The sequence below is a fragment of the Mesotoga infera genome, from assembly GCF_900157305.1.
GTDB lineage: Bacteria > Thermotogota > Thermotogae > Petrotogales > Kosmotogaceae > Mesotoga > Mesotoga infera.
The window spans coordinates 1325801-1351054 of record NZ_LS974202.1 but is presented as its reverse complement, the minus strand read 5'-3'; the positions used below and the strand labels follow the sequence as shown (position 1 = coordinate 1351054).

The 25254-nt window shown below is 45.6% G+C and carries 14 protein-coding genes and 1 CRISPR repeat array; of the genes, 8 read left to right on the top strand and 6 right to left on the bottom strand.

Features of this window, described 5'->3' with window-relative positions:
* Positions 1–20: 20 nt before the first annotated feature.
* Positions 21–1031 carry an autoinducer 2 ABC transporter substrate-binding protein gene (locus MESINF_RS06045; RefSeq protein WP_169698986.1) on the bottom strand — a complete coding sequence of 337 codons (1011 nt, stop codon included), beginning with the start codon at positions 1029–1031 and terminating at the stop codon, positions 21–23.
* Between the two features lie 144 nt (positions 1032–1175).
* On the opposite strand from MESINF_RS06045, the gene MESINF_RS06040 reads away from it, so the two are divergent.
* From MESINF_RS06040 to MESINF_RS06005, 8 genes are all read left to right on the top strand, one after another.
* Entirely contained in the window at positions 1176–1346 is a 171-nt protein-coding gene (locus tag MESINF_RS06040; RefSeq protein WP_169698985.1) for a hypothetical protein, read from the top strand.
* Positions 1347–1535: 189 nt separating this feature from the next.
* Positions 1536–3047: a xylulokinase gene (xylB, locus tag MESINF_RS06035; protein WP_169698984.1), complete on the top strand. Its 1512-nt coding sequence runs from the start codon at positions 1536–1538 to the stop codon at positions 3045–3047.
* Positions 3040–3684 carry a class II aldolase/adducin family protein gene (locus tag MESINF_RS06030; protein ID WP_169698983.1) on the top strand — a complete coding sequence of 215 codons (645 nt, stop codon included), beginning with the start codon at positions 3040–3042 and terminating at the stop codon, positions 3682–3684. The genes xylB and MESINF_RS06030 overlap by 8 nt, the downstream gene beginning before the upstream one ends.
* A 911-nt stretch (positions 3685–4595) precedes the next feature.
* Positions 4596–4757 (top strand): hypothetical protein, encoded by a 162-nt coding sequence (locus MESINF_RS06025; protein WP_169698982.1) that lies wholly within the window; start codon positions 4596–4598, stop codon positions 4755–4757.
* 368 nt (positions 4758–5125) lie between these two features.
* Complete coding sequence (locus tag MESINF_RS06020) at positions 5126–6472, top strand: AAA family ATPase (RefSeq protein WP_169698981.1); 1347 nt, start codon at positions 5126–5128, stop codon at positions 6470–6472.
* 292 nt (positions 6473–6764) lie between these two features.
* Positions 6765–8249 carry a hypothetical protein gene (locus MESINF_RS06015; RefSeq protein WP_169698980.1) on the top strand — a complete coding sequence of 495 codons (1485 nt, stop codon included), beginning with the start codon at positions 6765–6767 and terminating at the stop codon, positions 8247–8249.
* A gap of 633 nt (positions 8250–8882) precedes the next feature.
* Positions 8883–9155: an AbrB/MazE/SpoVT family DNA-binding domain-containing protein gene (locus tag MESINF_RS06010; RefSeq protein WP_169698979.1), complete on the top strand. Its 273-nt coding sequence runs from the start codon at positions 8883–8885 to the stop codon at positions 9153–9155.
* Entirely contained in the window at positions 9106–9600 is a 495-nt protein-coding gene (locus MESINF_RS06005) for a putative toxin-antitoxin system toxin component, PIN family (RefSeq protein ID WP_231936887.1), read from the top strand. The genes MESINF_RS06010 and MESINF_RS06005 overlap by 50 nt, the downstream gene beginning before the upstream one ends.
* Before the next feature lie 1027 nt (positions 9601–10627).
* Positions 10628–19302: a CRISPR direct-repeat array (repeat unit 30 nt; unit sequence GTTTCAATTCCTCATAGGTAGTCTGGAAGC).
* A gap of 174 nt (positions 19303–19476) precedes the next feature.
* Here MESINF_RS06005 and MESINF_RS06000 read toward each other — a convergent pair.
* Genes MESINF_RS06000 through MESINF_RS05980 form a run of 5 tightly spaced genes read right to left on the bottom strand, consistent with a single transcriptional unit; the run spans position 19477 to position 25156 of the window.
* Complete coding sequence (locus MESINF_RS06000) at positions 19477–20301, bottom strand: RAMP superfamily CRISPR-associated protein (protein ID WP_169698978.1); 825 nt, start codon at positions 20299–20301, stop codon at positions 19477–19479.
* A complete protein-coding gene (locus MESINF_RS05995) occupies positions 20301–20699 on the bottom strand; it encodes a hypothetical protein (protein WP_169698977.1) in 399 nt (132 codons plus the stop codon). Before MESINF_RS05995 ends, MESINF_RS06000 begins: the two co-directional genes overlap by 1 nt.
* Entirely contained in the window at positions 20699–21625 is a 927-nt protein-coding gene (cmr4, locus tag MESINF_RS05990; protein WP_169698976.1) for a type III-B CRISPR module RAMP protein Cmr4, read from the bottom strand. The genes MESINF_RS05995 and cmr4 overlap by 1 nt, the downstream gene beginning before the upstream one ends.
* Positions 21622–24600 carry a CRISPR-associated protein Csx11 gene (locus MESINF_RS05985; RefSeq protein ID WP_169698975.1) on the bottom strand — a complete coding sequence of 993 codons (2979 nt, stop codon included), beginning with the start codon at positions 24598–24600 and terminating at the stop codon, positions 21622–21624. The genes cmr4 and MESINF_RS05985 overlap by 4 nt, the downstream gene beginning before the upstream one ends.
* Positions 24593–25156, bottom strand: a complete 564-nt coding sequence (locus MESINF_RS05980; protein ID WP_169697926.1) for a hypothetical protein — start codon at positions 25154–25156, stop codon at positions 24593–24595. Before MESINF_RS05980 ends, MESINF_RS05985 begins: the two co-directional genes overlap by 8 nt.
* Between the last annotated feature and the right edge of the window lie 98 nt (positions 25157–25254).

Genomic DNA, 25254 nt, shown 5'->3' with positions numbered 1-25254 from the left:
GGGCGGACCCCCTCTCGAAATCAGAACCCGTAAGAAAGAGCGTTCTCAGCAGTTATATCGACTTGCGCGTCAAATTTGACAATGTTTCCTTCGATAGTTGCCTTCCCAAGACCGGGTATCTCGAAGCCATCGACGACCGCCGGCACAATACCCGCCGGAATTCCGGCCTTCGCAAGAGCGTTCTTAGCGTCCAGCAGTGTTTTCGCGAGATAAACCTGTGCGAATCCTGCATCCTTTGGATCCCACAGGTAACCCCACTGCATCAAACCCTGCTTCAGGTAAGGATCTGCGTGACTCGGAATTACCGTACCTACAATCTTAACCTTTCCCTTCATGTTCCTTGCGTTGAGAGCCTGCGAGGCACCGATCGGGCCTAGAGAACCGAAACCGACTATACCCTTCAAGTTCGGGTAGGCATTGAGAAGCTCGAGTGTCTTCTGGTAAGAGAGCTCCACGCTTTCGCCACAGGGGATTCTCTCAGTCACTAACTTCATGTTCGGATACTTCTCTGCAACGTAAGCAAGACCTACATCTGCCCAGAAGTTATGAAGCGGAACCGTGAGCCCGCCGACAAACACCGCGAACTCCCCTTCTCCACCCATCAGCTGCGCGAGCCTTTCGAAGTTCGCCTCTCCGAACTTGACGTTGTCTATCGTTTCAACGTCCCAGTCGCCACCCTTTTGATCGGGCGACTCATGAGTGATGATAATGATGCCGTTCGCCCTGGCCTTCTCAAAGACAGGCTCGAGCGCTTTCGCGTCGTTAGGAACTACACAGATGGCGTCGACTCCCTTTGCGATAAGATCTTCAACTATCTTCACCTGCTGAGCAGGATCTGCGTCTGAAGGCCCTATCTGGTAAGCGTTCACCCCGAGTTTTGAAGCGGCATCTTTGACACCGACTTCCATTCTGTTGAACCAGGGAATTCCACCGATCTTAACAACAACCGCGATTTCGTAGTTGGTTGCTAAGACGGCAACTGCAAACAAGACACAGAGCAGGAGCATCAGAATTTTCTTATTCATTCGCATCCCTCCTTCTATGTGACCGGTTGACCGGCCCATCATAAACAGTGGAAAACACTCGAAGCATTGACCTGATAACTTGTGATCAAACTCATTTTATCAATTCATTCTTTCAAATCCATACCCGAAGACATCTGATTATCGAGACTTATGGCCGATCAAGGACAGGTAGCCTTCGATAGTTTCGATTCTTGTATGATATCGGCCGTAGTTACTCCCCAAGAGAAACAACGAGTTTTCAAAACGATTATGAACAGGGCTCCAGTAACTGAAGTCGCTTCTAAAATGCTTTTTAAGATAGCGATCGACGCTCGTTTTTGACCCGTATCAGTCGTAATCGCAGGAGCCTATCCTTACTTGTCTCTAATCCGATTTCACATCGCTCGAGTTTTTTGGTAAGCTTTATAAGTATAGATGATATGAAGTAATCACCTTGTTGATCCATTTTACTCACAATGTCGATAGGTAAAGTATTGGTCACAGGTACAGATGGAATATCAGGAGGCAGTAATGAAGGAAGGGATTCTGTCGATCGATCTGGGAACGATGGGAGTCAAGGTCACTCTTGTTTCCATGAATGGGGAGATTCAGCGATCCGCTTATGCCGAGTATCCGATAATTTCTGAACAACCGGGACAGGCCGAGCAGGATCCTGCGCTCTGGTGGAAGGGGATCATCGATTGCATAAAAGAGCTCGAGTCTCATGACGTCCGTCTTCCCAAACTTGTAAATGCGATTTCGATCTGCGGTCAGATGCACACACACGTCTATCTCGACTCTGAAGATAACCCCATAGGCCCTTCGATTACCTGGCTCGATCAGAGAAGCAGCGAAATAATAGAGGAATGGAACAGGGATGGAAGGGCAGACAGGCTCTTCGAACTCACATGGAACTTTCCTACAACTACATATGCGGCGCCGCAGATTTGCTGGGTGAAAAGACACAGGCCACAGGTCTTCGCAAAAACGAAGTCGATAATGATCGCCAAGGACTACATAAAGTACCTGTTGACCGGCAACAAAATCACCGATCCGTCCGATGCGTCCGGGACAGCCGTTTTCGACATAAGAACCAACAAATGGAGCCCCGAAGCCCTTGACCTGATAGGCCTTGACGGTCATCTCCTTTCCGACGTAATGCCTTCGGCAAGAATAATGGGCCACATAACGGACAGGGCGGGGAAGGAAACCGGTCTTCTGGAAGGAACCCCGGTTGTCAACGGAGGCTCGGATCACTCCGTAGCCGAATTAGGCTCCGGTCTTCTCGGCGAAGGAGAAGTGTCCTGCATAGTTGGCACCGCCGGAGTCGTGGCGGCGTGCACTTCTACACCCGTTATCGACCCGAAAAAGAGAGTTATGTGCTGGAGCTATCCCCTGGAAGGCTACTGGGACATTCTGGGAATAACTCAAACCGCTGCTTCCAGCTTAACGTGGTTCAGAAACACATTCGACAAAGACAGAAGCAACGAAGTCTTCGACGAATACTCCTCGATGGCCGAAAAAGTCTCTCCCGGATCAGAGGGACTGGTCTTCCTCCCCTACCTCATGGGAGAGAGAACTCCTCTCTGGGACTCAAAGGCTCGCGGTGTATTCTTCGGACTCACAATCAAACACTCCAAAGCCCACATGGTTCGGGCAATAATGGAAGGGGTCTCCTTTTCAATAAAAGATTGCATGAAGGTCATTGAAGAGCTGGGTGTGAGTTTCGACGGCGTGAATGTCATGGGTGGAGGAAGCAAGAGCCCTGTTTGGAGAAGAATCCAGTCCGATGTCTATGGAAAGAAAGTCATGACGCTCGAAACCCAGGACACCGGCTCGATAGGCAACCTGATACTCACCCTTCTCGCAATGAAGGAGATACGCGATCCCCTGGAGGCAGCCCGTCTCGTGAGGCGTGTCGAGACGGTCGATCCCGATCCAGCTAGGGCAGAAAAATACGAGAACTTATTTGGTATATACAAGCGAATCTACGATAGAACACATTCAATGATGGCAGAATTGGAGGCGTATGCGGATGAATAGAGAAGACTTTGCCGGTCTGGTGCTGGATGCCTGCAGAAGAATGGAAGAACGGGGTATGACGGTAGGAACCTGGGGAAATATAAGTGTCAGAATTGACAATGAAAGCTTCCTGATAACTCCGAGCGGTATGAGCTATGGTTGCTTGAAGACCGAGGACATTGTTCTGGCGGATATGAAAGGCTTTGTCATCGACAGCAAGCGAAAGCCGAGCATCGAGCACGGTCTTCACAGAATGATCTATAAATATAGACCGGATGTGGGAGCGGTTATTCACACTCATCCTCAGTACTCAACGGCATTCGCCATAGCGAGAAAAGATGTCCCCGCGGTTTCGGAGGAACTCGTGCAAATAATCGGAGAAGGCGTGAAGTGTGCAAAGTATGCGCTTCCCGGAACCGAGGAACTGGCCATTAACGCCGTGGAAGCTCTCGGAAACAATAACGCGGTGCTTCTCGCGAACCACGGAGCGGTCTGTGTGGGAAGCACCTTGGGAGACGCCTTCAAGGTGGCCGAGGTACTTGAGAAGTCGGCAAAAACGATTATCATGGCGACAATCATAGGAACCCCTCAGGTGATATCCCACGAAGAGTGTCTTAAGATGCAGGACTTCGTGAGGAATCACTACGGGCAGAAATGAAGCCTAAACCTTACACCGATCGAATTATCGCCGAGAGCCGACCGATGTCGGCTCTTTTCTTTTCCGCCTTTTAGTAAATCCCGGCTTCGATCCCGTTATCACATAGTGCACCAATCCCGTAATCCCGTAGTGCTGCTCGGGATCCCGCTCAGAAGAGCCATCCTTCGTTGTTCGTCCAAGATCATGGACCCGTCCTTCGTGAGAGCGTTAGGGGCATTTCCTCGACATTACGCATCCAGAACGCCTCCATCCTGTCATCCCGTAGTGCTCCTATACGGGATCCCGCTCTTTTGCTCTTACGAAGAGGATGCCGGATCAATGTCCGGCATGACGGGAAGGGGGCTGTCATCCCGTGCCCCATCCTGTCATCCCGTAGTGTTCTTATACGGGATCCCGTTCCTTACGGTTGAAAGAGCAGATTCTGAGTCAAGCTCAGAATGACGTCAAGTGAGTCCGGCATGATGTGAGGGGAGGAAAGACCGCGAAAATAGGGACTGACGGGCTTTTGACGTCTGTCCCGTTTTTCGCGAAGACCGGGATCCTGGCTGGGAGCACGCCAGGATGACGTGAGGGAACTGTCATCGCGTAGTGCACCAATCCCGTAATCCCGTTGATGCCCGCGGAGCCTATCCTGATGAGCCTGCCCTGAAATGCTCCCCCATCCAGTCATCCCGTAGTGATCCTATACGGGATCTCGCTCCTGCTCTTTCGAAGGAGCGGAGATGCCGGATCGGGGTCCGGCATGACATGAGGGGGCTGTTATCCCGGGCTCCGACCCGGGATCCACTCCTTAGAAAACCTTGATTCTGAGTCAAGCTCAGAATGACGTCAAGTGAATCCGGCATGACATGAGGGGGCTGTCATCCTGCGCGAAAATGGGGACTCATTTTCGCGAAAACATGAAGCAGAACTTGAAGTGGGTAGTGCCCTACCTGGGTCTCTATTGCGCGATGAACTACGGATTTGTGGCGATGCCGTGGAAGACCTCTTTGATGTGGGGTGTCATTATGCTCGGCCTTTTCATCATCCAGTCAGTTGTTGATCTGAGGAGCCATCCAGAAATGAAGGGATAACTGAGGCAACTTCGTGCAAGAGTCAGGCACGGAAAAAGGAGTCTGATAATTACACCAATAATTGCCATGCCTGTCAAAGACTTTTGAGAACACTAACTCTTTATCAGTTTCACCGTATAATTGTAGGACCGTATCCAATAAATAGGCGAGGAAGGAAATAAGGCAAAAGAAAAGGGACTCAACTCCATTTAGAATGTTTTTTGTATGAGAAAAACAAAACGAAAAGAGTGAGTCCCGGTGGTTATTGCGGTTATTGGTTATTCGTGAGCTGGTGAAGTGAGTGTATCAAGAGAAGTCTTGTCAAAGCCACCGCAAAAATTGTATACTATACAGTAAGTTACTGGCCAGTATACAAATTGGAGGCAAAGATGGAATTCTTTGACCGTGCCGATGAAATGGCGTTTTTCGAGAAACTCACGAAGAGGAAGTCGAAAACAATGGTCGCGCTCTTCGGGCGCAGGAGGATCGGTAAGACGACTCTTCTGAAGAAGGTCTATCCGGACGCGCGATACTTTTTTGTTGACACCCGCTCTTCCGAGACTTTGCTGAAAGACTTCTCTTCACAGATATTCGAAGGAAGCTTTGACAATTGGGAAGGCTTCTTCAGGGCATTGTTTCGGCTTCAAGAAGTGGTGATTTTCGACGAATTTCAGAACTTCATGAGAGTTGATCAATCGGTCTTTTCGGTCCTTCAGAAAGTATGGGACGAGAATTCAGGAAGAGGTTTGCTGATTCTCTGTGGATCATATGTAGGGATGATGAAGCGAATCTTTCTGGACGATAAGGCACCGCTCTTCGGAAGATGCGATTACAAAGTTGAGCTGAACCAGTTCCGCTTCAGGGATGCTCTGGAGATGATGCGGAGCTTCGGTTATTCATTTGAAGAGGCTTTGGAATGGTACTCGGTTCTCGGCGGTATTCCTCAATATCTGTGGCTTCTCGAAGAAAGGACTTCTTTCGAGAAGAAGATTCGGGAACTCTTCTTTGATAGATTCTCGCCCCTTCGGGAGGAGGGTAAAAACCTTCTTATTGGCGAGTTCGGAACGGAGCATCCGGGCTACTTCTCCGTGCTTGAGGCGATCGGTTATTTTGACAGAGATGCCGGCGAGATTGTCGACAGAACGGGTATGGAACGTACAAAGGCGATGAAATACCTTTCCGAGCTCACAAACAGCTACGGAATAATCGAGCGGGTAGAAAATCTCCTTTCAAGATCGAAACGCGGTCTGAGATACACTATTCAGGACAACTTCCTTTCATTCTGGATGAAGTATATCTATTCAAGACAGAACGCCGTTGAATTTGATTTCGAACAGGCCCTAACATATACTATTGAGAATCTCGAAGAGTATATTGGCAGAACATTTGAATCAACAGTGAAGTCACTCGTCCCGGATCTCTACAGGGCCGAAAAAATCCCTTTTCTACCCGAGAGAGTCGGCAAACACTGGGGCAAAATTCCGGGCACAAGGGACAAGACCTATGAGATAGATCTCATCGGAGAGTCGAGCGACAGAATTCTGGTATTCGAGTGCAAATGGAGAAAGGCTCCGGTTGGACCTGAAGTAGCAGAAGAGCTGATAGAGAAGATGCAGTACATCCCTGACAAGAGGGTCAAAGTACCGGTTATTATAAGCAAGTCTGGTTTCAAAGCGAACATGCCGAAAGAAGTTCTGCTAATAGACTTGCGCGATCTAGAAGAATCAACCGGATGACGGAGATGACGCTTATCAAGATATGTAGTATCTGAACTGTTCAAGGCGCTTCCAGAACCGGAGGAGTTTCTAAATCCAGAGTCAAAGAACCCTTACCTGGGATTTCCTGTAGAGTAATCCGAGTTGCTGTTGGACTCGGGTTTACCGAAGCCTTTTCTTGGTAAAGGCTATGGTGTTATTCACGCTATTTAAAATGCTAGACATTCATATAACGTATTGTATAATCATGTGTCCAATAAAGAGCTTTCCACAAGCAAGCGAAACAGAATCCGATAACCGAGGAGGTAGGAAAATGAGAAAAATCTCAATTCTTTTTATCTTGTCCTTGGCCGTATTCCTTTTTTCCAGCGATAATTACTTCACACAGGAAAGCGTCGAACACTTCAAAAACCTACTGGAGGACCAGGGTTTCACAGTTCAGGAAGGTAGCCTGTACCTGTTTAATCCGGCCGACCTGTTCGGTAACTATATACTGCCCAGCTGTTTTTGCAATAACGCCGATTCTCCGTACGCCGTCTACCTTATTCCCGAAGGGCCGGGTCAGGTGAGTCCCAACAAGTACCCCTGGACCTACAAACTGAAAGAGAACGAGGCAATAATCTATCTCGGCTGGACACCACCACCTTTGGTTTATTTCAGTTACCAGACCTTTATCGCCGGTAGATTCTATAACGATGCATTTCACAGGATATTCGGAAATCTCGGGGACACTATCAATATTTCCACAATAAACACTGGCGAATCGATAAAGGAAGAAACAAAAGGCACGAAATTCAACGCTCCAACAATAATAATCAGCACGCCAGACAGGAATACCGACGCCGTTCTGAGAGCCGAAATAGCCAGGGCTGGTTTCGATGTTGGAATAGTAAATACGGAAGTACTTCCTTCAGCCCTGTTGAGACTCGGGTTGGAACGCGATGATGACGAGTTGACCTTCCTTTTCAGAGCAGCTTTCTTCGAAAATGAAGCCGATAGAGAGTTTTATACCAGCGATCCACCGCTCGTCGGCTACAAAGAGATACTCGTGAAACCACCATATCAGAGCAACTTCAGAGGCTGGGTCTTCAGAGTAACACCCCCGGAAGATCTCAAGAGCGATCCATTCCCGATTCCACCTCTCAGGATAAGGGCTACGGGTGACACCTCCGAACTCGAACTGGCGAAGACGATGGATAGGTTGCGTGAGGCCATCCTGAAGGAGTACGAAGGCCTGCAATTCAGCGAGCTGAAGAGCTACAGGTGGTTCGAAGAGAGCTATCACGGCATACAGACAATAACGGATGTATTCGGCGAGACCAGAGATACCGTTTACTTCCGTACCGACACCTTCGAACTCTCTGAGTCTGGCGAAGATTTTGTTATCGTTTATGGCCCAATACACTCCCTTACCGGGAAATCCATCTACTCGAGCTTTATACTCTACACCGGCGATATCGTGAAGGACCTGCTACCCCTGCAGTCGAGGATAATGCTCGGTTTCTTGAGTGTGAACAGCCAAATGAGCGAGGAAAGCAAGCTCGGCCTTAAGGGAAGCGCGAAGCAGTTCCTTCCAGACGACCCAAATGCCGACCTTTTTTATGTTTGGAAGATAGCCAGAACTAACCCGGATAACGAGGATTACTGCGTCATAGTGCCTGAACCTAATTATGAGAGGATCACCTACAACGAACTTTTTGTAGCCTTTAGAGCGTATATAAACCCAAAACTGGCCGTAAGTGCAGCGTACGAGGAAATACTCATGGATAAAGTCATATATTTCTCGCAGGAGAAATAGAAGTGTATCTTAAACCTTAACCCCGTCTCCCACACCGTTATCCCGTTGTGCTCCCCCTCATGTCATCCCGTAGTGAACCTATACTGTCATCCCGGGCTCCGACCCGGGATCCACTCCTTAGAAAACCGTGATTCTGAGTCAAGCTCAGAATGACGTCAAGTGAGTCCGGCATGACGGGAAGAGACTGTCATACCGTAATGCTCTTATACGGGATCCCGTTCTCCCGCTCTTTCGAAGGAGCGGAGATGCCGGATCAATGTCCGGCATGACGGGAAGGGGGCTGTCATTCCGCAATTAACCTATACTGTCATCCCGGGCTCCGACCCGGGATCCACTCCTTAGAAAACCGTGATTCTGAGTCAAGCTCAGAATGACGTCAAGTGAGTCCGGCATGACGGGAGGGGACTGTCATCCCGTGGAGCCTGCCCTGGAATGTTCCTATTCAGGGTCATCCCGTGGTGTCCCCGTACCGTCATCCCGTAGTGCTCCTATACGGGATCCCGTTCTTGCCCTTTCAAAGGCTGAATGGCTCCGGCGAAAATGGAAACTGACCAGTTCCAGGGGTCTCGTTTTCGCATATACAAGTGCAAGATGCTATAATACTAATAAAGTAATATATGAAAAGGTGATTATATGGAATTAGTAAAAGCTGGAAGAAGCAGGCAGGTCACGATACCAAAACAGATATTCGATTCTCTTGGACTGAAGGAAGGCGACTATGTACAGGTCGAAGTAGAAGGCGGCAGAATCGTGCTTACGCCTGTTGCCGTGATTAACAAAGAAAAGGCAAAGTCCGAATTTTTTCAGTTGGTTCAGAAGGTGAGGACGAACGCCCAGGCTTTCACCGAAGAGGAAATTGAAGAAGAAATCCGTACAGCTCTCGAAGAGTCGAGAAGAGAAAAGTGACCAAAAAATTGAAAGAGTCGTACTAGACACCAATGTTCTGATATCTGCAATCATATCCAGCAAGAGTTCTCCTGCAAGAATCCTTGATCTCTGGAGAGAGGGTGTTTTTGAGCTTGCTTTCTCTGAAGAAACTCTACAAGAGCTGATAGATGTCCTGTCGCGACCGAAACTGTTACGCATCACCGGGATCAATAAAGATCAGCTGGATAGGTTGGTATCTTACCTGAGGTTGAGCTCGATCGTAATTGACTGCCCTGAAGATATCAAAATCAGTATCGAAGACCCTGATGATACTAAATTCATTACATGTGCAGTTCAGGCGGGTGCAAAATACATTGTATCTGGAGATCATCATCTGCTTGATCTAAAGGAAATTGAAGGAATTGCAATTGTCACACCCTCAGATTTTCTCAGAAAATTCCTGGGCTTTCGAACTGAATCCTGAACTCAAGACAGGCACGGGAATTTCAATCAAATCACACAGAAAGAACCCGAATAAAAAGTTTCCAGGTTTCACTTGTTCCCATATTTCACCCAGTGATCGTTGAAAGACCCGCTTCTTACGAAACATGAACGCTGTGAAGTGGAGTTCTGCATTTACCTTCTGCAAACAAAAACTCCATCCCCAATATGATCAAAACCAGATTCCGGATCGTGGGCGCTTCAAATACCCCAGCATCACTACTGGCCTGAAAGACTCAGCTGTAAAGAAATCCAGATAATAGCTCACACGGGGTTCACAGTACATCGCCAGAGCTGTGCCCTCTGCAAGATAAAAATCGGGGAATTTGCTTTCAAGAATATTCAGAAGATTCAGCGTTTGTGATGATGGTCTAGCGGTTCTAAGCATCTTATTATCTCCGATATCGAAAAACCGGTCGCGAAGTCCGGGATCCTAACTAGGAGCATGTCAGGATGACCTGAAGGGAGAGCCTGCCCTGATGAGCCTGCCCTGAAATGTTCCTATTCAGGGTCGTCCCGTGGTGTCCCCGTACTGTCATCCCGTAATGCTCCTATACGGGATCTCGTTCTTACCAGGAACCAACAACGAACAACCAACAACCGCTCCTATCATCCCACTATGGTTCTCGCTCAGAAGAGCCGTCCTTCGTTGTTCGTCCCAGATCATGGACCCGTCCTTGGAAGAGCAGTTTCTCGTTCCGACGCTGCGAGTCCGGGTTCCTCGTTCCTGGTTCAAGACAGAGGAAAGAGCGGAGATGCCGGATCAGGTCCGGCATGACGGGAAGGGGCTGTCATCCCGCAGTACACCAATACTGTCATCCCGTAATGATCCTATACGGGATCTCGTTCTTACCATTTCGAATGAGCGGAGATGCCAGATCGGTGTTCGGTATCCCGGTCTTTCCTCCCTTCCAATCATTCTGAGCTTGACTCAGAATCATGTTCTTCTTCTAAGTGGTCTACTTTCAATTTACCTTTTACACCGCGTTCTGGTTTGTGTGCGTAATGGAGTTTCAATTCCTCATAGGTAGTCTGGAAGCATATAATCCTCTGTGTCCGTCCTGAGCCTTCGAGAATGTTTCAATTCCTCATAGGTAGTCTGGAAGCGCGTCAGAAAAAGAACTTAGTGAATTTCTGAAAGTTTCAATTCCTCATAGGTAGTCTGGAAGCTCTGAAAACTGGATGCTTGCAGGATTGAACCAGACTTTGGGTTTCAATTCCTCATAGGTAGTCTGGAAGCGGCATATTCAAGGCCGTTTGTTAGCGGTTTGTGCTGTTTCAATTCCTCATAGGTAGTCTGGAAGCTCTACCAGCTCCCTTGCCTTCTTTGCGGCGTCGAAAGTTTCAATTCCTCATAGGTAGTCTGGAAGCGAAAGAGTAGCAGACAGCATGAAATTAGAAAGGTTTCAATTCCTCATAGGTAGTCTGGAAGCACTCTGGTGGCAAGGGACGGAATCGAACCGTCCGCAGTTTCAATTCCTCATAGGTAGTCTGGAAGCGGTTTTCATGATCTGAACAACGGCTGGAAGAAGGATCGTTTCAATTCCTCATAGGTAGTCTGGAAGCTCGCTTTTGGTTCAGGCTGCTCTCGAAACTGGATGGGGGTTTCAATTCCTCATAGGTAGTCTGGAAGCCATGATTCTTCTCGCTTCTTCAGCCTCCATGATGGAGATGTTTCAATTCCTCATAGGTAGTCTGGAAGCGTTCTTCCGGAGGTGTCTCTTCCTCCACCGTCTGAATAGTTTCAATTCCTCATAGGTAGTCTGGAAGCGCAAATACGAACGCGGAATAGCCAAGCCTAGGCTGTTTCAATTCCTCATAGGTAGTCTGGAAGCGTGGGCCTATTCGTGGGTGGTCGACCCAATTATCAGTTTCAATTCCTCATAGGTAGTCTGGAAGCTGTGGAGGCTACGACTACCGAGTTTGATGGCGAGTGGGGTTTCAATTCCTCATAGGTAGTCTGGAAGCCGCAATGTGCGACACATTCAATCTTGGTTTTGACGAGTTTCAATTCCTCATAGGTAGTCTGGAAGCGGCTTGTAGTATCAAGCCCTTGCCCGAAGTCAATGTTTCAATTCCTCATAGGTAGTCTGGAAGCAACAATGTCGTATTCTTCATTTCTCAACACTTCGAGTTTCAATTCCTCATAGGTAGTCTGGAAGCGGCGTCGTGAAAGGCAGTGTACTCGGCAGCCCCAGGTTTCAATTCCTCATAGGTAGTCTGGAAGCCTGCGGGGCTGGACTTCAGAAGGCAGATAGAGGCGAGGAGTTTCAATTCCTCATAGGTAGTCTGGAAGCGAATCCATCGAATCCGATCCCGGCCACGTGAAGAGTTTCAATTCCTCATAGGTAGTCTGGAAGCGGCAATATGTTTGCTTTTAGAGATGATGACTCAAAGTTTCAATTCCTCATAGGTAGTCTGGAAGCGAAAAAAGGTTCAGAGTTAAAAGAAGTGAAGATACAGAGTTTCAATTCCTCATAGGTAGTCTGGAAGCCGACGCGATCGCCCTGAACAACGTCTTCATCGTTGGTTTCAATTCCTCATAGGTAGTCTGGAAGCTCGTCCGGCCCGGCCTGAATGTATTTAAGCCCTGGTTTCAATTCCTCATAGGTAGTCTGGAAGCAAAATTCTGGAGGTGAAACCATGAACGACAAACGTTTCAATTCCTCATAGGTAGTCTGGAAGCATGCTATATTAGAATTCAGTCACTTGATGAGCTCTGGTTTCAATTCCTCATAGGTAGTCTGGAAGCGGGACAGTGTTAATGTTGAACGAGCCGCTCCCGCCGTGTTTCAATTCCTCATAGGTAGTCTGGAAGCTTGATTCTGATACATGGGCTTGTCTTAAGTTACAGTTTCAATTCCTCATAGGTAGTCTGGAAGCTCTATAATATGGATTCTTCGATTGTATTTGATCAAAGTTTCAATTCCTCATAGGTAGTCTGGAAGCGAAAGATAATATCGTCCGGAGTGTACTCCTGGAGTTTCTGTTTCAATTCCTCATAGGTAGTCTGGAAGCCATTGTCTTGAGAAAAACCACACGTGAGCTTCATCCAAGTTTCAATTCCTCATAGGTAGTCTGGAAGCTTTTGGTTCAGGCTGCTCTCGAAACTGGATGGGGGTTTCAATTCCTCATAGGTAGTCTGGAAGCCATAGTTCTACACCCCTAGCACTGCGTATGCTGCGGTTTCAATTCCTCATAGGTAGTCTGGAAGCCAAATCTCCAGAAATTGCCAAAGTACACCAGTCAAAGCGGTTTCAATTCCTCATAGGTAGTCTGGAAGCGTAGTGTGGTAGTTGCGTGTATTGTGTGTTCTTTGAGTTTCAATTCCTCATAGGTAGTCTGGAAGCGGCGAAGCTGCAAGACAGGCGGAGTACCAACGAAGTTTCAATTCCTCATAGGTAGTCTGGAAGCCCTATGCTTATCGGTATCTTTGTTGTGTTCCTGAGTTTCAATTCCTCATAGGTAGTCTGGAAGCGAAAAACAAGATTAGGCAATATTTGAAAATTGGCTGGCGTTTCAATTCCTCATAGGTAGTCTGGAAGCGGTGCGGAAGTTTATCCGCTTATCCAATGGCGACATCCGTTTCAATTCCTCATAGGTAGTCTGGAAGCCGAGGCGTCAAAATCTTCGTGGTTCGATAATGTGGTTTCAATTCCTCATAGGTAGTCTGGAAGCGGTAGAACAGGCTCAAATCAAGGCTCAGAAACTTGCAGGTTTCAATTCCTCATAGGTAGTCTGGAAGCATAGCCTGGCGGGTCAACCGCGAAGGCACTTCGTAGTTTCAATTCCTCATAGGTAGTCTGGAAGCGTTTATTCAAAATAAAGTCAATCGCGGGCGCGGAACGTTTCAATTCCTCATAGGTAGTCTGGAAGCAGAACTGACTCAGGAGCAGCTCAGAAACGGAGAAGCTATGTTTCAATTCCTCATAGGTAGTCTGGAAGCGATCTTCTTCGATGAACTGAAAGAGGCCGGATATGCTACGTTTCAATTCCTCATAGGTAGTCTGGAAGCTCGCGCCCTCGGGAGGCCGAAAATAGCGGAACTTTTCATGTTTCAATTCCTCATAGGTAGTCTGGAAGCCTAAATTCTGCATAGATGTAAGCAACTCGGGAATCATCTGTTTCAATTCCTCATAGGTAGTCTGGAAGCACTAGACCGTAGATAGGAGACCATCACGTCCCCACCGTGTTTCAATTCCTCATAGGTAGTCTGGAAGCAAGATAATATCGTCCGGAGTGTACTCCTGGAGTTTCTGTTTCAATTCCTCATAGGTAGTCTGGAAGCCAAGGCTTCGTGGGAAGAACTTACTAAAGCCACGGATGGTTTCAATTCCTCATAGGTAGTCTGGAAGCGGAAACTGGGGTAACTGATGCATGGAATTTTGATCTAGGTTTCAATTCCTCATAGGTAGTCTGGAAGCGCGACTTTGTCAAGTATTAGTTGTATCATTTTGATATATGTTTCAATTCCTCATAGGTAGTCTGGAAGCTTGCCGGGTAGTCCCCTGCCGAACCGCTCATATTCGTTTCAATTCCTCATAGGTAGTCTGGAAGCCTCTCAGAAGTACCTTGATACTACGAACTCGGCACTGTTTCAATTCCTCATAGGTAGTCTGGAAGCTTGCAGAGTTCAGGTCCATTCCTGTGACTTGAGGTTTCAATTCCTCATAGGTAGTCTGGAAGCCGGGCGGCGCTTCGAGCTGGAGGTCAAGGTCCCCGGGGGGTTTCAATTCCTCATAGGTAGTCTGGAAGCTCCTCCTGCTAGTGGTAAGGCTGGCTCGTTAACACGTTTCAATTCCTCATAGGTAGTCTGGAAGCTTAGACCTGCCAAGGAGACCATCACGCAACACCCGTGTTTCAATTCCTCATAGGTAGTCTGGAAGCGGGTCTCCTGACCGATACATGTTAGCGTATCGATCAAGTTTCAATTCCTCATAGGTAGTCTGGAAGCATATATCTATAGTAATCTATTGTTTATAGAACACGTGTTTCAATTCCTCATAGGTAGTCTGGAAGCGATCACCGAGTCCATCATCTCATCTTAAATAAATACCAGTTTCAATTCCTCATAGGTAGTCTGGAAGCTCGATCGTTTGAAAAGGTATACGGTTGTATTTTTTTCAGTTTCAATTCCTCATAGGTAGTCTGGAAGCAGCTAACCTGGTCGAGGAGATTAGATATCGGCTTCTCTGTTTCAATTCCTCATAGGTAGTCTGGAAGCTTGACTTCTGGTGTTTTTCAGGTTAGTTGTGTATGTTTCAATTCCTCATAGGTAGTCTGGAAGCGAGAGAGTCGTTTATCCCCAGATCCGTGTCTTTGACAGGTTTCAATTCCTCATAGGTAGTCTGGAAGCGCCTTGGGAACGCGTTGGAAGAGTGGATATCGAAGCGTTTCAATTCCTCATAGGTAGTCTGGAAGCAAAAAACAAATGATTGACAAACCTAAAAGGAGGTTGGGTTTCAATTCCTCATAGGTAGTCTGGAAGCAACACCGTTACTGGGTTCACACATTAGTTCGGGAGTTTCAATTCCTCATAGGTAGTCTGGAAGCATAGACGACGCTCGAAGAGTCGCTCAGAGAATAGTGTTTCAATTCCTCATAGGTAGTCTGGAAGCCGTATTACGGAATACATCAAGCGCCAATACAAGTTTCAATTCCTCATAGGTAGTCTGGAAGCGGGAAGAATTGGGAATAGCCGCAATGAAAAAGACGTTTCAATTCCTCATAGGTAGTCTGGAAGCCATACTACGTGATTAAGATACTCACCACTTGAAAAAGTTTCAATTCCTCATAGGTAGTCTGGAAGCAATGTCATCAGTATTATAAACGAAAGACCAAGTGTGTTTCAATTCCTCATAGGTAGTCTGGAAGCCCGACACGGGCGACCATATTACCTGCGGCTTGAGTTTCAATTCCTCATAGGTAGTCTGGAAGCCCTATGGAGATCACAAAGATAATTATCAATCTCTAGTTTCAATTCCTCATAGGTAGTCTGGAAGCTTGCTTCGTAAGGGGATATCGGCCAGCAATAGAGGCGTTTCAATTCCTCATAGGTAGTCTGGAAGCATAACCGTGTCCTGGGAGCGACAATTCGCAGCCAGTTTCAATTCCTCATAGGTAGTCTGGAAGCGAGAAAGCGGCACCGGCCTCCGCGCCGCCTCCGATGTTTCAATTCCTCATAGGTAGTCTGGAAGCCTTAAAATCGATTTTAAGCGATGGTATTATTGATAGGTAGTTTCAATTCCTCATAGGTAGTCTGGAAGCTGAAATGCGAAGAGACGGGTTGAAATTGGCAGGAATGTTTCAATTCCTCATAGGTAGTCTGGAAGCTGAAAACTGGATGCTTGCAGGATTGAACCAGACTTTGGGTTTCAATTCCTCATAGGTAGTCTGGAAGCGTTGGTAACAATTGCAGATGTTGATACACTACTGAGTTTCAATTCCTCATAGGTAGTCTGGAAGCAGAACAATTTCATAAGGAGGGAACAAGAATGGGAAAGTTTCAATTCCTCATAGGTAGTCTGGAAGCCTTATACTCGGTGAAATAACCGAAGCGGCAGATTCAGTTTCAATTCCTCATAGGTAGTCTGGAAGCGCGATGCTGGAAAGTTTCAGCAAACAGGGCAGTCAATGTGTTTCAATTCCTCATAGGTAGTCTGGAAGCTTGTATATCTTCATCGAAGGTGAACGTCTACCAGCGGAGTTTCAATTCCTCATAGGTAGTCTGGAAGCTTTAATTTGACTATGCCTGAATGGTTGGTATGGGAGTTTCAATTCCTCATAGGTAGTCTGGAAGCGGTGAAATTAGCTTCGTCAGCTCCGACCCGAGCGACGGTTTCAATTCCTCATAGGTAGTCTGGAAGCTCTCTCGATTCGTGCAGCCGAAAAGATTCTCAAGCGTTTCAATTCCTCATAGGTAGTCTGGAAGCGTGGGCTAAGGACAATGTCCTCCCTGCTGTGATGTTTCAATTCCTCATAGGTAGTCTGGAAGCGACGCTTGAGACAGTGCTGTTCATAGCCAAGCCCGGTTTCAATTCCTCATAGGTAGTCTGGAAGCGCGTCTGCTTCTGAATCTCCGGAGAATACTTTGTGCGTTTCAATTCCTCATAGGTAGTCTGGAAGCCTGGGGGCCTGTGGAGAAAGGAGGTGGTCGGGTCGATGTTTCAATTCCTCATAGGTAGTCTGGAAGCTTGACCTCTCCTCGGTATTGTTGTCGTTTGAGCAGTTTCAATTCCTCATAGGTAGTCTGGAAGCGCCATCAAACAGCTCGATGGTCACGTGTTTCTTTCGTTTCAATTCCTCATAGGTAGTCTGGAAGCATTCTGGTCAGCACTCGGTGATGTTGGAGAGGTTCTGGGGTTTCAATTCCTCATAGGTAGTCTGGAAGCGCTAGCAACAAGTACGCGCTCAATGAATGGTTCAAGTTTCAATTCCTCATAGGTAGTCTGGAAGCTGCTGCGATGGGAATAGCGTTTCTAGCTAATTGGAGTTTCAATTCCTCATAGGTAGTCTGGAAGCTGGATGCATCAGGAACTAGCGAAACAATCCCGGCTCTCGTGTTTCAATTCCTCATAGGTAGTCTGGAAGCTCTAGGCTGGCTCGGTTTGAAATGGACCGGAGAAAAGAGTTTCAATTCCTCATAGGTAGTCTGGAAGCAGTACCAAAGGAAGCTCAAAGAAGTCAACACGAGTTTCAATTCCTCATAGGTAGTCTGGAAGCGTGGCGAAAATACAAGTACCGTGTCAAAGCCGTGTTTCAATTCCTCATAGGTAGTCTGGAAGCTCTGAGACTTTATACCCGAGTTCTCCAGGAGCTGAGTTTCAATTCCTCATAGGTAGTCTGGAAGCCTGATATGTTTCATTCCCCACACCTGTGAGGTGCGTTTCAATTCCTCATAGGTAGTCTGGAAGCGCGATGATAGAAACGATGGTCTTGACTTGTACGGGTTTCAATTCCTCATAGGTAGTCTGGAAGCGGCAGGAACGGCCCATTCGTCGGCAGGGTTGAACTGTTTCAATTCCTCATAGGTAGTCTGGAAGCTGAACATCGTAGTCTCCAGCAGTTTCGTATTCATGATAGGTTTCAATTCCTCATAGGTAGTCTGGAAGCCAAACCAAACCGTTACCCCTACTAAAAAATTTAGTTTCAATTCCTCATAGGTAGTCTGGAAGCTAGTCATTTCAGCTTCGTTAGCGGCGTACACGAATGTGTTTCAATTCCTCATAGGTAGTCTGGAAGCGAGGCTATGGCTTTCGTGGACAGACTGGCAGAAGCGGAGTTTCAATTCCTCATAGGTAGTCTGGAAGCCGTCTCGTACCTGGGTTCGGTCTTCAATTTGACTAGTTTCAATTCCTCATAGGTAGTCTGGAAGCTATACAGATGGTACTACAACCATTGATACAACATGTTTCAATTCCTCATAGGTAGTCTGGAAGCGAGATAGAGAGACTTAGCAGCGCTTTCTATGCGCTGGTGTTTCAATTCCTCATAGGTAGTCTGGAAGCGTGAAGAAGCTGTCTGGAAATATCAGATGGCTCAGTTTCAATTCCTCATAGGTAGTCTGGAAGCACACGACTGGCGAACTCTACGTTGACTGGCGAGAGTTTCAATTCCTCATAGGTAGTCTGGAAGCCAGCATGGGAAAAGCAAGACAAAGAAGCGTTGGCGTTTCAATTCCTCATAGGTAGTCTGGAAGCGGTCTCTGTACCGTATGTCGTAGTTTGCAAGCCTGGTTTCAATTCCTCATAGGTAGTCTGGAAGCAGGTCATATGTAGGAACAAAACAAACGGAGAAGTGTTTCAATTCCTCATAGGTAGTCTGGAAGCCATAGCCAAGCCCGTGACTGACATAGCAGAGAAGCGTTTCAATTCCTCATAGGTAGTCTGGAAGCGTCACCACTCCCTTATATATGGATCAGAATCCAGGTTTCAATTCCTCATAGGTAGTCTGGAAGCAAAGATAATTCTCGGATACGAAGCGCTCAAGAAGTGGACGTTTCAATTCCTCATAGGTAGTCTGGAAGCGATACCCTTGATCTCGGCTTCGACCGCCGCGAGTTTCAATTCCTCATAGGTAGTCTGGAAGCAGGAGCAGTCCTTCGTAGGGCTGTGGAAGGCGTAGAAAGTTTCAATTCCTCATAGGTAGTCTGGAAGCGTGCCTTTGCTCTTATATGGAAAAGCGTTAGTTTCATCAGTTTCAATTCCTCATAGGTAGTCTGGAAGCCGGAAGGGTATTTTAGGGATTATTGGTATCCGAGGTTTCAATTCCTCATAGGTAGTCTGGAAGCTTAGCTAGATTTCAGCGATTACAACTGATTAGAGAGTTTCAATTCCTCATAGGTAGTCTGGAAGCGGAACGACTCGTACAAGGCATATTCAGACGTATGGAGGTTTCAATTCCTCATAGGTAGTCTGGAAGCTTCAAAAACTGGAAGGTTTCGAGTGGGCCGACTAGTTTCAATTCCTCATAGGTAGTCTGGAAGCGGCAAGATAGAGAACGTCAATAGACAGCTTGCGTTCCTGTTTCAATTCCTCATAGGTAGTCTGGAAGCGAGCTTCTCATGCTCGTCAAAGTTGAAAAGTTTGTGTTTCAATTCCTCATAGGTAGTCTGGAAGCTAGTCATCTCCGCTTCATTAGCGGCGTACACGAATGTGTTTCAATTCCTCATAGGTAGTCTGGAAGCCCGTTACTATATAGATTATAAAGTATTTTCAGTGTTTTGAGGCAAATTCAGTTCATGCCTGTTTTTCAAAGACCGATTTCTTGTAAATCTTATCCACAGTAAAAGAATTGAATTCAAGTACTTCTGTCGATCCCCCGGTGTTTTCCATGCATCAGGGGTCGACGGAGGAGTAAATTATGATTTGGATTTCCAGATTCCCTTTTCGCCTATCAGAAAAGTATGATCTTTACTGAATTTAGTTCCAGGTGTCCAGCATATTTGTGCTGCTGAGATTTCTGCTCCGAATCTTTCTTCTTTAGTTGTCTCAAGTCCAATCAGAGGTTCTATGTTGCCACTTGATGCAAAGTTATCTATTTGATTGTCCGCGAGTACATGGGAGATTACAGAACGAGAGGCTGAGAGTTTTATCATAGGAAATTCACCGTCGAGTTCAATATCATATCCATCGAGATCAATTTCAGCAACTCGAGCGCAGCCTTTCGATTCATCAATCCCTACTCGACCCCAGCCATATGTTCTTTCACCACCTATTTGTAACTTTGTTAGAGCAGCTTTCCAATTCAATCCGCAGTCTTTATGTTCAAAAACATATCCAATTAGATAGACTTGTTTCCTATCTCTTGTTTTTGGAGCTATATACTCTGTTTCATGTAGACTACCCTCGTCAGCTGTTTTTTTACCCAGATCTAGCGCAGTGTTTACCGTGCTTCCAATGAATTTCCATTCGAACTCATCTTTTCCTGTCCATGGGAAAAGGTCGATTTTCTCTTCATTATCAGATGGGTAGAAGTAGCTGAATCTGAGAAATTTATCGACATCTATGCCAGTCTTCATGTAGCTAAATTCTCCGCAGTCTCTAGCAATCCTGGCGGTCAAGGCTCCCCAGAGGGTTCTACCGGGAACATAGTATCTTGTTTGTTGAAGGTTTCCAATTTTTCTCCAGCCTATATGCATCGGAGAAAGAAGTTTAAGGAATACTCTATGTAAATTCCAACCCATTATTTCTTCACCTTCGCTTTGGCCCCATATCTGGCGTAAACGAGAGTCCTTTCCCATAAGTCCTTTACAAGAAAGAGAGAATCGGTGTTGTTGCAGATCTTTTCGTTAACCAGACTGAGCACGCTTTCTGGATTTTTCATCTTCTCATCCAAATTTTCGAAGTCTATTCCCAACGATTCTCTGGCAGAACACAGTAATTCTTTTGCTAATTCCTCTGCTGTTTCGCTTTTTTTCTTTTCTCTCGCATAGAGATAGAGGATACAGGCGTAAACACCGTTGCCGTGGAGTACCAAAAGAACATCATTAATGAGTTTCTCGAGTTCTTTTTTATCCATGCTATTTAGAGCAGCTAAGACATTTTGCCCTGATTTCGCTGCAATGTAATCAAGGTTCTTCATTAGTTTTCACCACCAGAGATAATCTTCATTCTGCCGAAGCCCCTTGTGGTCATTCCTCCGATGCCAAGGTATTCTATGACTTTGAAGCCGGCTTTTACGACATCCATTGGGGATTTCCAGTCTTTTACTCTGTCATTCACTTGGCAATTCTTTGCGGTTTCGAATCCGTTCGATCTAAAGTCATCCTGAATTACCTTAGATATCAACCATGTGGCTCTTGGAATTGCTTCATATGTGAAAAGAGCTTGATCTTCGGCAGCCCCGGTTTCAGAATTGATCGCTACGGAAGTTCTTGTTTCGAGGTTGTCATTGACTATTTGCGTGAACAGTTTGTCTGATACCATGTAGATCTTCTGTTCGATAAGCTGCCATTCGCTTTTTCCTGCCAAGCCATCAAGTTTGGGCTTTTCTACTGCTAAGTTTTCTACATCAATATATAGCCAGCCGATTTTGATTTTACCGTTCTCACCTGCTCCACCCAGGTGATAAGCTTTTTCTTCAACCAGATCTAGTTTTTTCACATCTATTCCAATTTCGTTTAGCATAGCTTTGGTCGTAACCCAGATCGTTCCTTCGGATGAATAGACCGGGAAAAGAACTATTCTTGCATCGGAAAAGCTTACAACGCCAGCTTTGCTTGACTGTTCAGAACCATTTCCATTTATATACCCAAAAGTGTATGATACTGGATTCTCAGTACTCTTGGGCTTTTTGTTGCCGGCAGCGTCCAGATCTCCCATAAGCATCGCAGCGAACATCTTTGCCGCACCTGAAAGGCTTGTCCCTGGAATTATCGGTATGTTTGAGCCAGCTTCTCTCACTATCGTGTTGTCTACTATACCCAGATTAGTCCCACCCGTTCCTATGTGAATCGGGTCAAGAGTCATAAAAACGAATTTTTCCTCCTTATAAAGTTCATTGTTCATTCCGCCACCTCCGATTTATCCTTCAATATGCTCATGTGAATTTCCAGCACATCTGCTAGTTTCCTGCTCACACAGAAGTCAACGAGTGTATCTTTCTCATCTTTTGCGAGGGATTGCTTCCATCTAAGATTGTCAATGACGTTCTCTACATAACTCTTGAAAGTTTCGTCCTTTTCTCCAAGTGAATCGGTCCAATCTCTTCGTTTTTCTTCAACGAGAGTGTTCAGCTTCTTTATTTGGCTGTTCGAAAGTCTCGTTGAGAGAATAACCCATACTCTTTCGATCTTATCCAGGTCGTCAAGATAGTATGGACGATGCTTTCTGTCCTTTGAACGCCTTCTACTCTCGCCGTTATAGCTGATTTCGAATCTCTGAGAAGCAGAAGAAAGATACTCAAAATCAAAATAAGAAGGTGTGACTAGAACTTTATCCCCCTCTTTGAGCTGAGAAACATGAACTAGCCAATTACCAGATGGGCCTTTGAAAGAAAGGCATCTTTTTTCCCGTTCAACTTTATCCAGATTATCAACATAGAAATACGGATACCATACATCTTCTGAACAGTCTCCCATCTTTGAGGGGATTTTCCAAACCTGATCTTCAAAATACAGTTTGAAGTAGTTGGAGTATTCTTCGGGTTGCTTTGTTAGTATCCATTCTTTTTCTTTGTTGTCAATCTGTATTAGCCTGCGCCCGGCATCCATGATGGCAGGAAGAGCCGTATGATATCCCGCGTACACGATCCCAAGATTCATGGGCAAGCGGTTTCTGACTTTTCCCATTTCCTTTTCATATTTTTCCTTTATCTTTTTAGCAGCTTCAAGAGCCTTATCAGCCGGCACAAGAACCATGAATCTTTCCGGGTCTTTTGTTATTTCGATTACCGGGGAGTAATTACACGATTCGATTTCGATGCCTTCGATTCTTGAACTTGCGAGTACTTCTAAAGGAGTGTTGGAGCTGAAAAAGTCTATGTTCTTGTCTTTAAACTCTTTGATTAATTCATCAATTAAATCCTTTCGACTGCCTTTCTTTATTTCTACACCGAGCTTCTTAGCTAGTAGATCAAGATTCTCAATTATCACGAAGTTTTCAAGTCCATCAGCGCCTTTAGGATTCTTGTTCTCGTAGAATACAGTGAATTTGGTTTCATTGACTTTGGCTTCATAGGCATTATTTGGTGGGAGGTTTAGATTATTTGTCCGAACTTTCAGAACAATCCTTTCAGTTATTGGACTTATAACTGCTTTGATTTCTACAAGAGCCTCATCCCAGAACTTACTCGTCGTTTCCCAGACTCTCCGAACCCTTGCGAATGAAGGAGGTTTCCGCCAAATTGCGAGTGCCAGCTTTTCATTTTTTGTGAGCGCTTTGTTATCTTCGAGGTCCTCAGAACCCACCATGAAGTCATAAAGGCCATCAACTGTTTTAAGATCATTTAAGACGTGTTTTTTTCCAATACTCTTCAGATTTGGCATACAATCTAGCTTGTTTGATGTTGAAAGCTCTTCCGTGAGTTCCTTGAAGGAGAAACCAACCGTCTTCTTAAGGTTTCCGAATGTTGAAAGATTATGTGCTTTATTGATCCAACTGTTCAAACTGAAGCCAAAGCTAAGCAGTGCGATTTTTCCCGTTGAGTCTGCGATTTCATCTATCCATACGGTTTGATTATTCCTGTTTTCCACCCACTGTTTTCCACGGCCAGTGATTCTCTTGTAGCATTCTTCACAAAACTTAATCCCTCGTTTTCGAGAGCTAGCTTCAATAGGTCTTATATTGCAGGAAGAGCATAACTCTGCTTTTTCGGTCCAGAGTTCTTTGAGTTTCAGATAAGGAATATTGCCATCAGGCCTTTTTGATATCATAGAGCCCAAATTATAGAGACTTCTTGAAGGTCTTTCGCTGATATGGAAGAACGGAGTGACTTCCCAGTTAGTTGAAGCAGTGATCTTTTCTGAGATTGTCTGCTTTAGACTGACCCCTTTCTTCACAACTAAGTCATCAATCGTCAGTTTTTCACTTAGCTCTGGAATTAAGAAAGTTATCCCGTTTGTGTCTCTGTATATTTCTAAACCGAGAGGATACTCCACCTCGATTAATAATTTTGCTGAATCAAATGCTTCGTCGATAAGCTTTCTTCGAGTTATTGTGTCGCCAATACCAGTTCCTTTTGCCACATAGCTTTCACCGTCAAAAGTCACGTGAAGGTACCTGAAAGTGTATTTGTCTTTATCAAAAGGGTCTTTATATCCATTGATCAAGGATTCTGCAAGCTCTGCTTTGAAAAAAGCTACCGAAGATATTGTCTGGTCCCAAAGAGTAACGTCATTTATAGGTCTTCTAGTGTCTCCTATTGCTTTACTGAAATGCCTCTGAAGTGTGCTGATAAACTCCTGTCTAAGTACCTTCCATACTTTTAGGTCCTCTGCACTATTCTGCCCAGCCAGTTTTCGAACTGCATCTAGCTTTTGTTGTATAAAGTTGTACAAAATATGTCTTTCGGAAGCTATTTCGTCAATGTTCATGTAGTTATTTTCAAAACCAAATGCGGTAGATGGGTATATGATAGCATTAGCCCTATTTTTTTGGTCTTCATATGCTTCGTCATCAAGAATCCCTTTTTCTGTTCCCGAGCCCCTTCCATGCGCATCTCGATTCAAGCTCAGATAGGGATTTTGGGGTTTTCCTTTGTGAGTTTCAATAAACTCCTTGATTATTGTTTTCTTGACAATTGATCTGTCATTTCCCCATTTATCAGCCACCTTTTCTGAGGCTCCGTAAGTGAGATCATCCACGAAAAGCTTACTCATCATGGGATTCACAATGATTTCGGAGGGAACCATAGCATCTAGCTTCCTGTTTTTTTCGCTTATGAAGTCTTCGTGATACTTCCCTATCATGTGCAACCAGCATGCAATTTCAGCAGTAAGCAAAACGTCTCTGTTTTCTGCAAGGACAGTCAAGTCTTTACTCATCAGGATTACCTCCCGTTGTATCTGGTTGAGCGTTCATATCGGCTATTGCCCTTGTTAAGTCTATAAGCTCAGTAAAGCTCGCGAATTCTCCCGCGTTTTGTTGAGAGTGTTTGACACTCAATGATTTCATGTAAGATTCACCATTTTCCTCATACCAGCGTTTAAATTTTGAGAATTCATCACCACTCAGAAAACCGTGCTCTGTCTTCTGCTTTTGAAAATTTTTATTGCTGAGCAGGGTTCCTGTTGAATTGTCAATCAGTTCGCCTTTTACAGTTCCGTTTTCGTTGAGGTATTTCCGGAAATTCTCGGGTAGTTTCATTGCCTTGCTTTCTTGCTCTATCTTTACAGACATGTCAGTGTAGACTTTCCCGTTTTTTATATTGTTGCTGGCAATTCCATATCCGCTTGAGGTCTTTGCACCAAATCCATATACTGTGAACATCGCTTCGAGTCCTTCAACAACAAGTTTTAGATCTTCAAGCATTTGCTTTTTGATCTCTACTGATTCTTTTCCAACAAGATCAAAGGGAACATACAGGCTCAACTTATGCATTTTGACTTAACCAAAAGAAGGAAATAGGACAGGGTCATTGAAAAAGGCATGAAATCATCGTATATTCGTGGTGACGAAACCTTACGAAAGGATGATTT

What these genes read in the sequence shown, in the direction of transcription:
- MESINF_RS06000 (WP_169698978.1), bottom strand. Translation starts at nt 20,301, where the DNA reads ATGGGTTGGAATTTACATAGAGTATTCCTTAAACTTCTTTCTCCGATG.
- MESINF_RS06010 (WP_169698979.1), top strand. Translation starts at nt 8,883, where the DNA reads ATGGAATTAGTAAAAGCTGGAAGAAGCAGGCAGGTCACGATACCAAAA.
- MESINF_RS05985 (WP_169698975.1), bottom strand. Translation starts at nt 24,600, where the DNA reads ATGAGTAAAGACTTGACTGTCCTTGCAGAAAACAGAGACGTTTTGCTT.
- MESINF_RS06020 (WP_169698981.1), top strand. Translation starts at nt 5,126, where the DNA reads ATGGAATTCTTTGACCGTGCCGATGAAATGGCGTTTTTCGAGAAACTC.
- MESINF_RS06045 (WP_169698986.1), bottom strand. Translation starts at nt 1,031, where the DNA reads ATGCGAATGAATAAGAAAATTCTGATGCTCCTGCTCTGTGTCTTGTTT.
- MESINF_RS05995 (WP_169698977.1), bottom strand. Translation starts at nt 20,699, where the DNA reads ATGAAGAACCTTGATTACATTGCAGCGAAATCAGGGCAAAATGTCTTA.
- MESINF_RS06015 (WP_169698980.1), top strand. Translation starts at nt 6,765, where the DNA reads ATGAGAAAAATCTCAATTCTTTTTATCTTGTCCTTGGCCGTATTCCTT.
- xylB (WP_169698984.1), top strand. Translation starts at nt 1,536, where the DNA reads ATGAAGGAAGGGATTCTGTCGATCGATCTGGGAACGATGGGAGTCAAG.
- MESINF_RS06040 (WP_169698985.1), top strand. Translation starts at nt 1,176, where the DNA reads ATGGCCGATCAAGGACAGGTAGCCTTCGATAGTTTCGATTCTTGTATG.
- MESINF_RS05980 (WP_169697926.1), bottom strand. Translation starts at nt 25,156, where the DNA reads ATGCATAAGTTGAGCCTGTATGTTCCCTTTGATCTTGTTGGAAAAGAA.
- cmr4 (WP_169698976.1), bottom strand. Translation starts at nt 21,625, where the DNA reads ATGAACAATGAACTTTATAAGGAGGAAAAATTCGTTTTTATGACTCTT.
- MESINF_RS06030 (WP_169698983.1), top strand. Translation starts at nt 3,040, where the DNA reads ATGAATAGAGAAGACTTTGCCGGTCTGGTGCTGGATGCCTGCAGAAGA.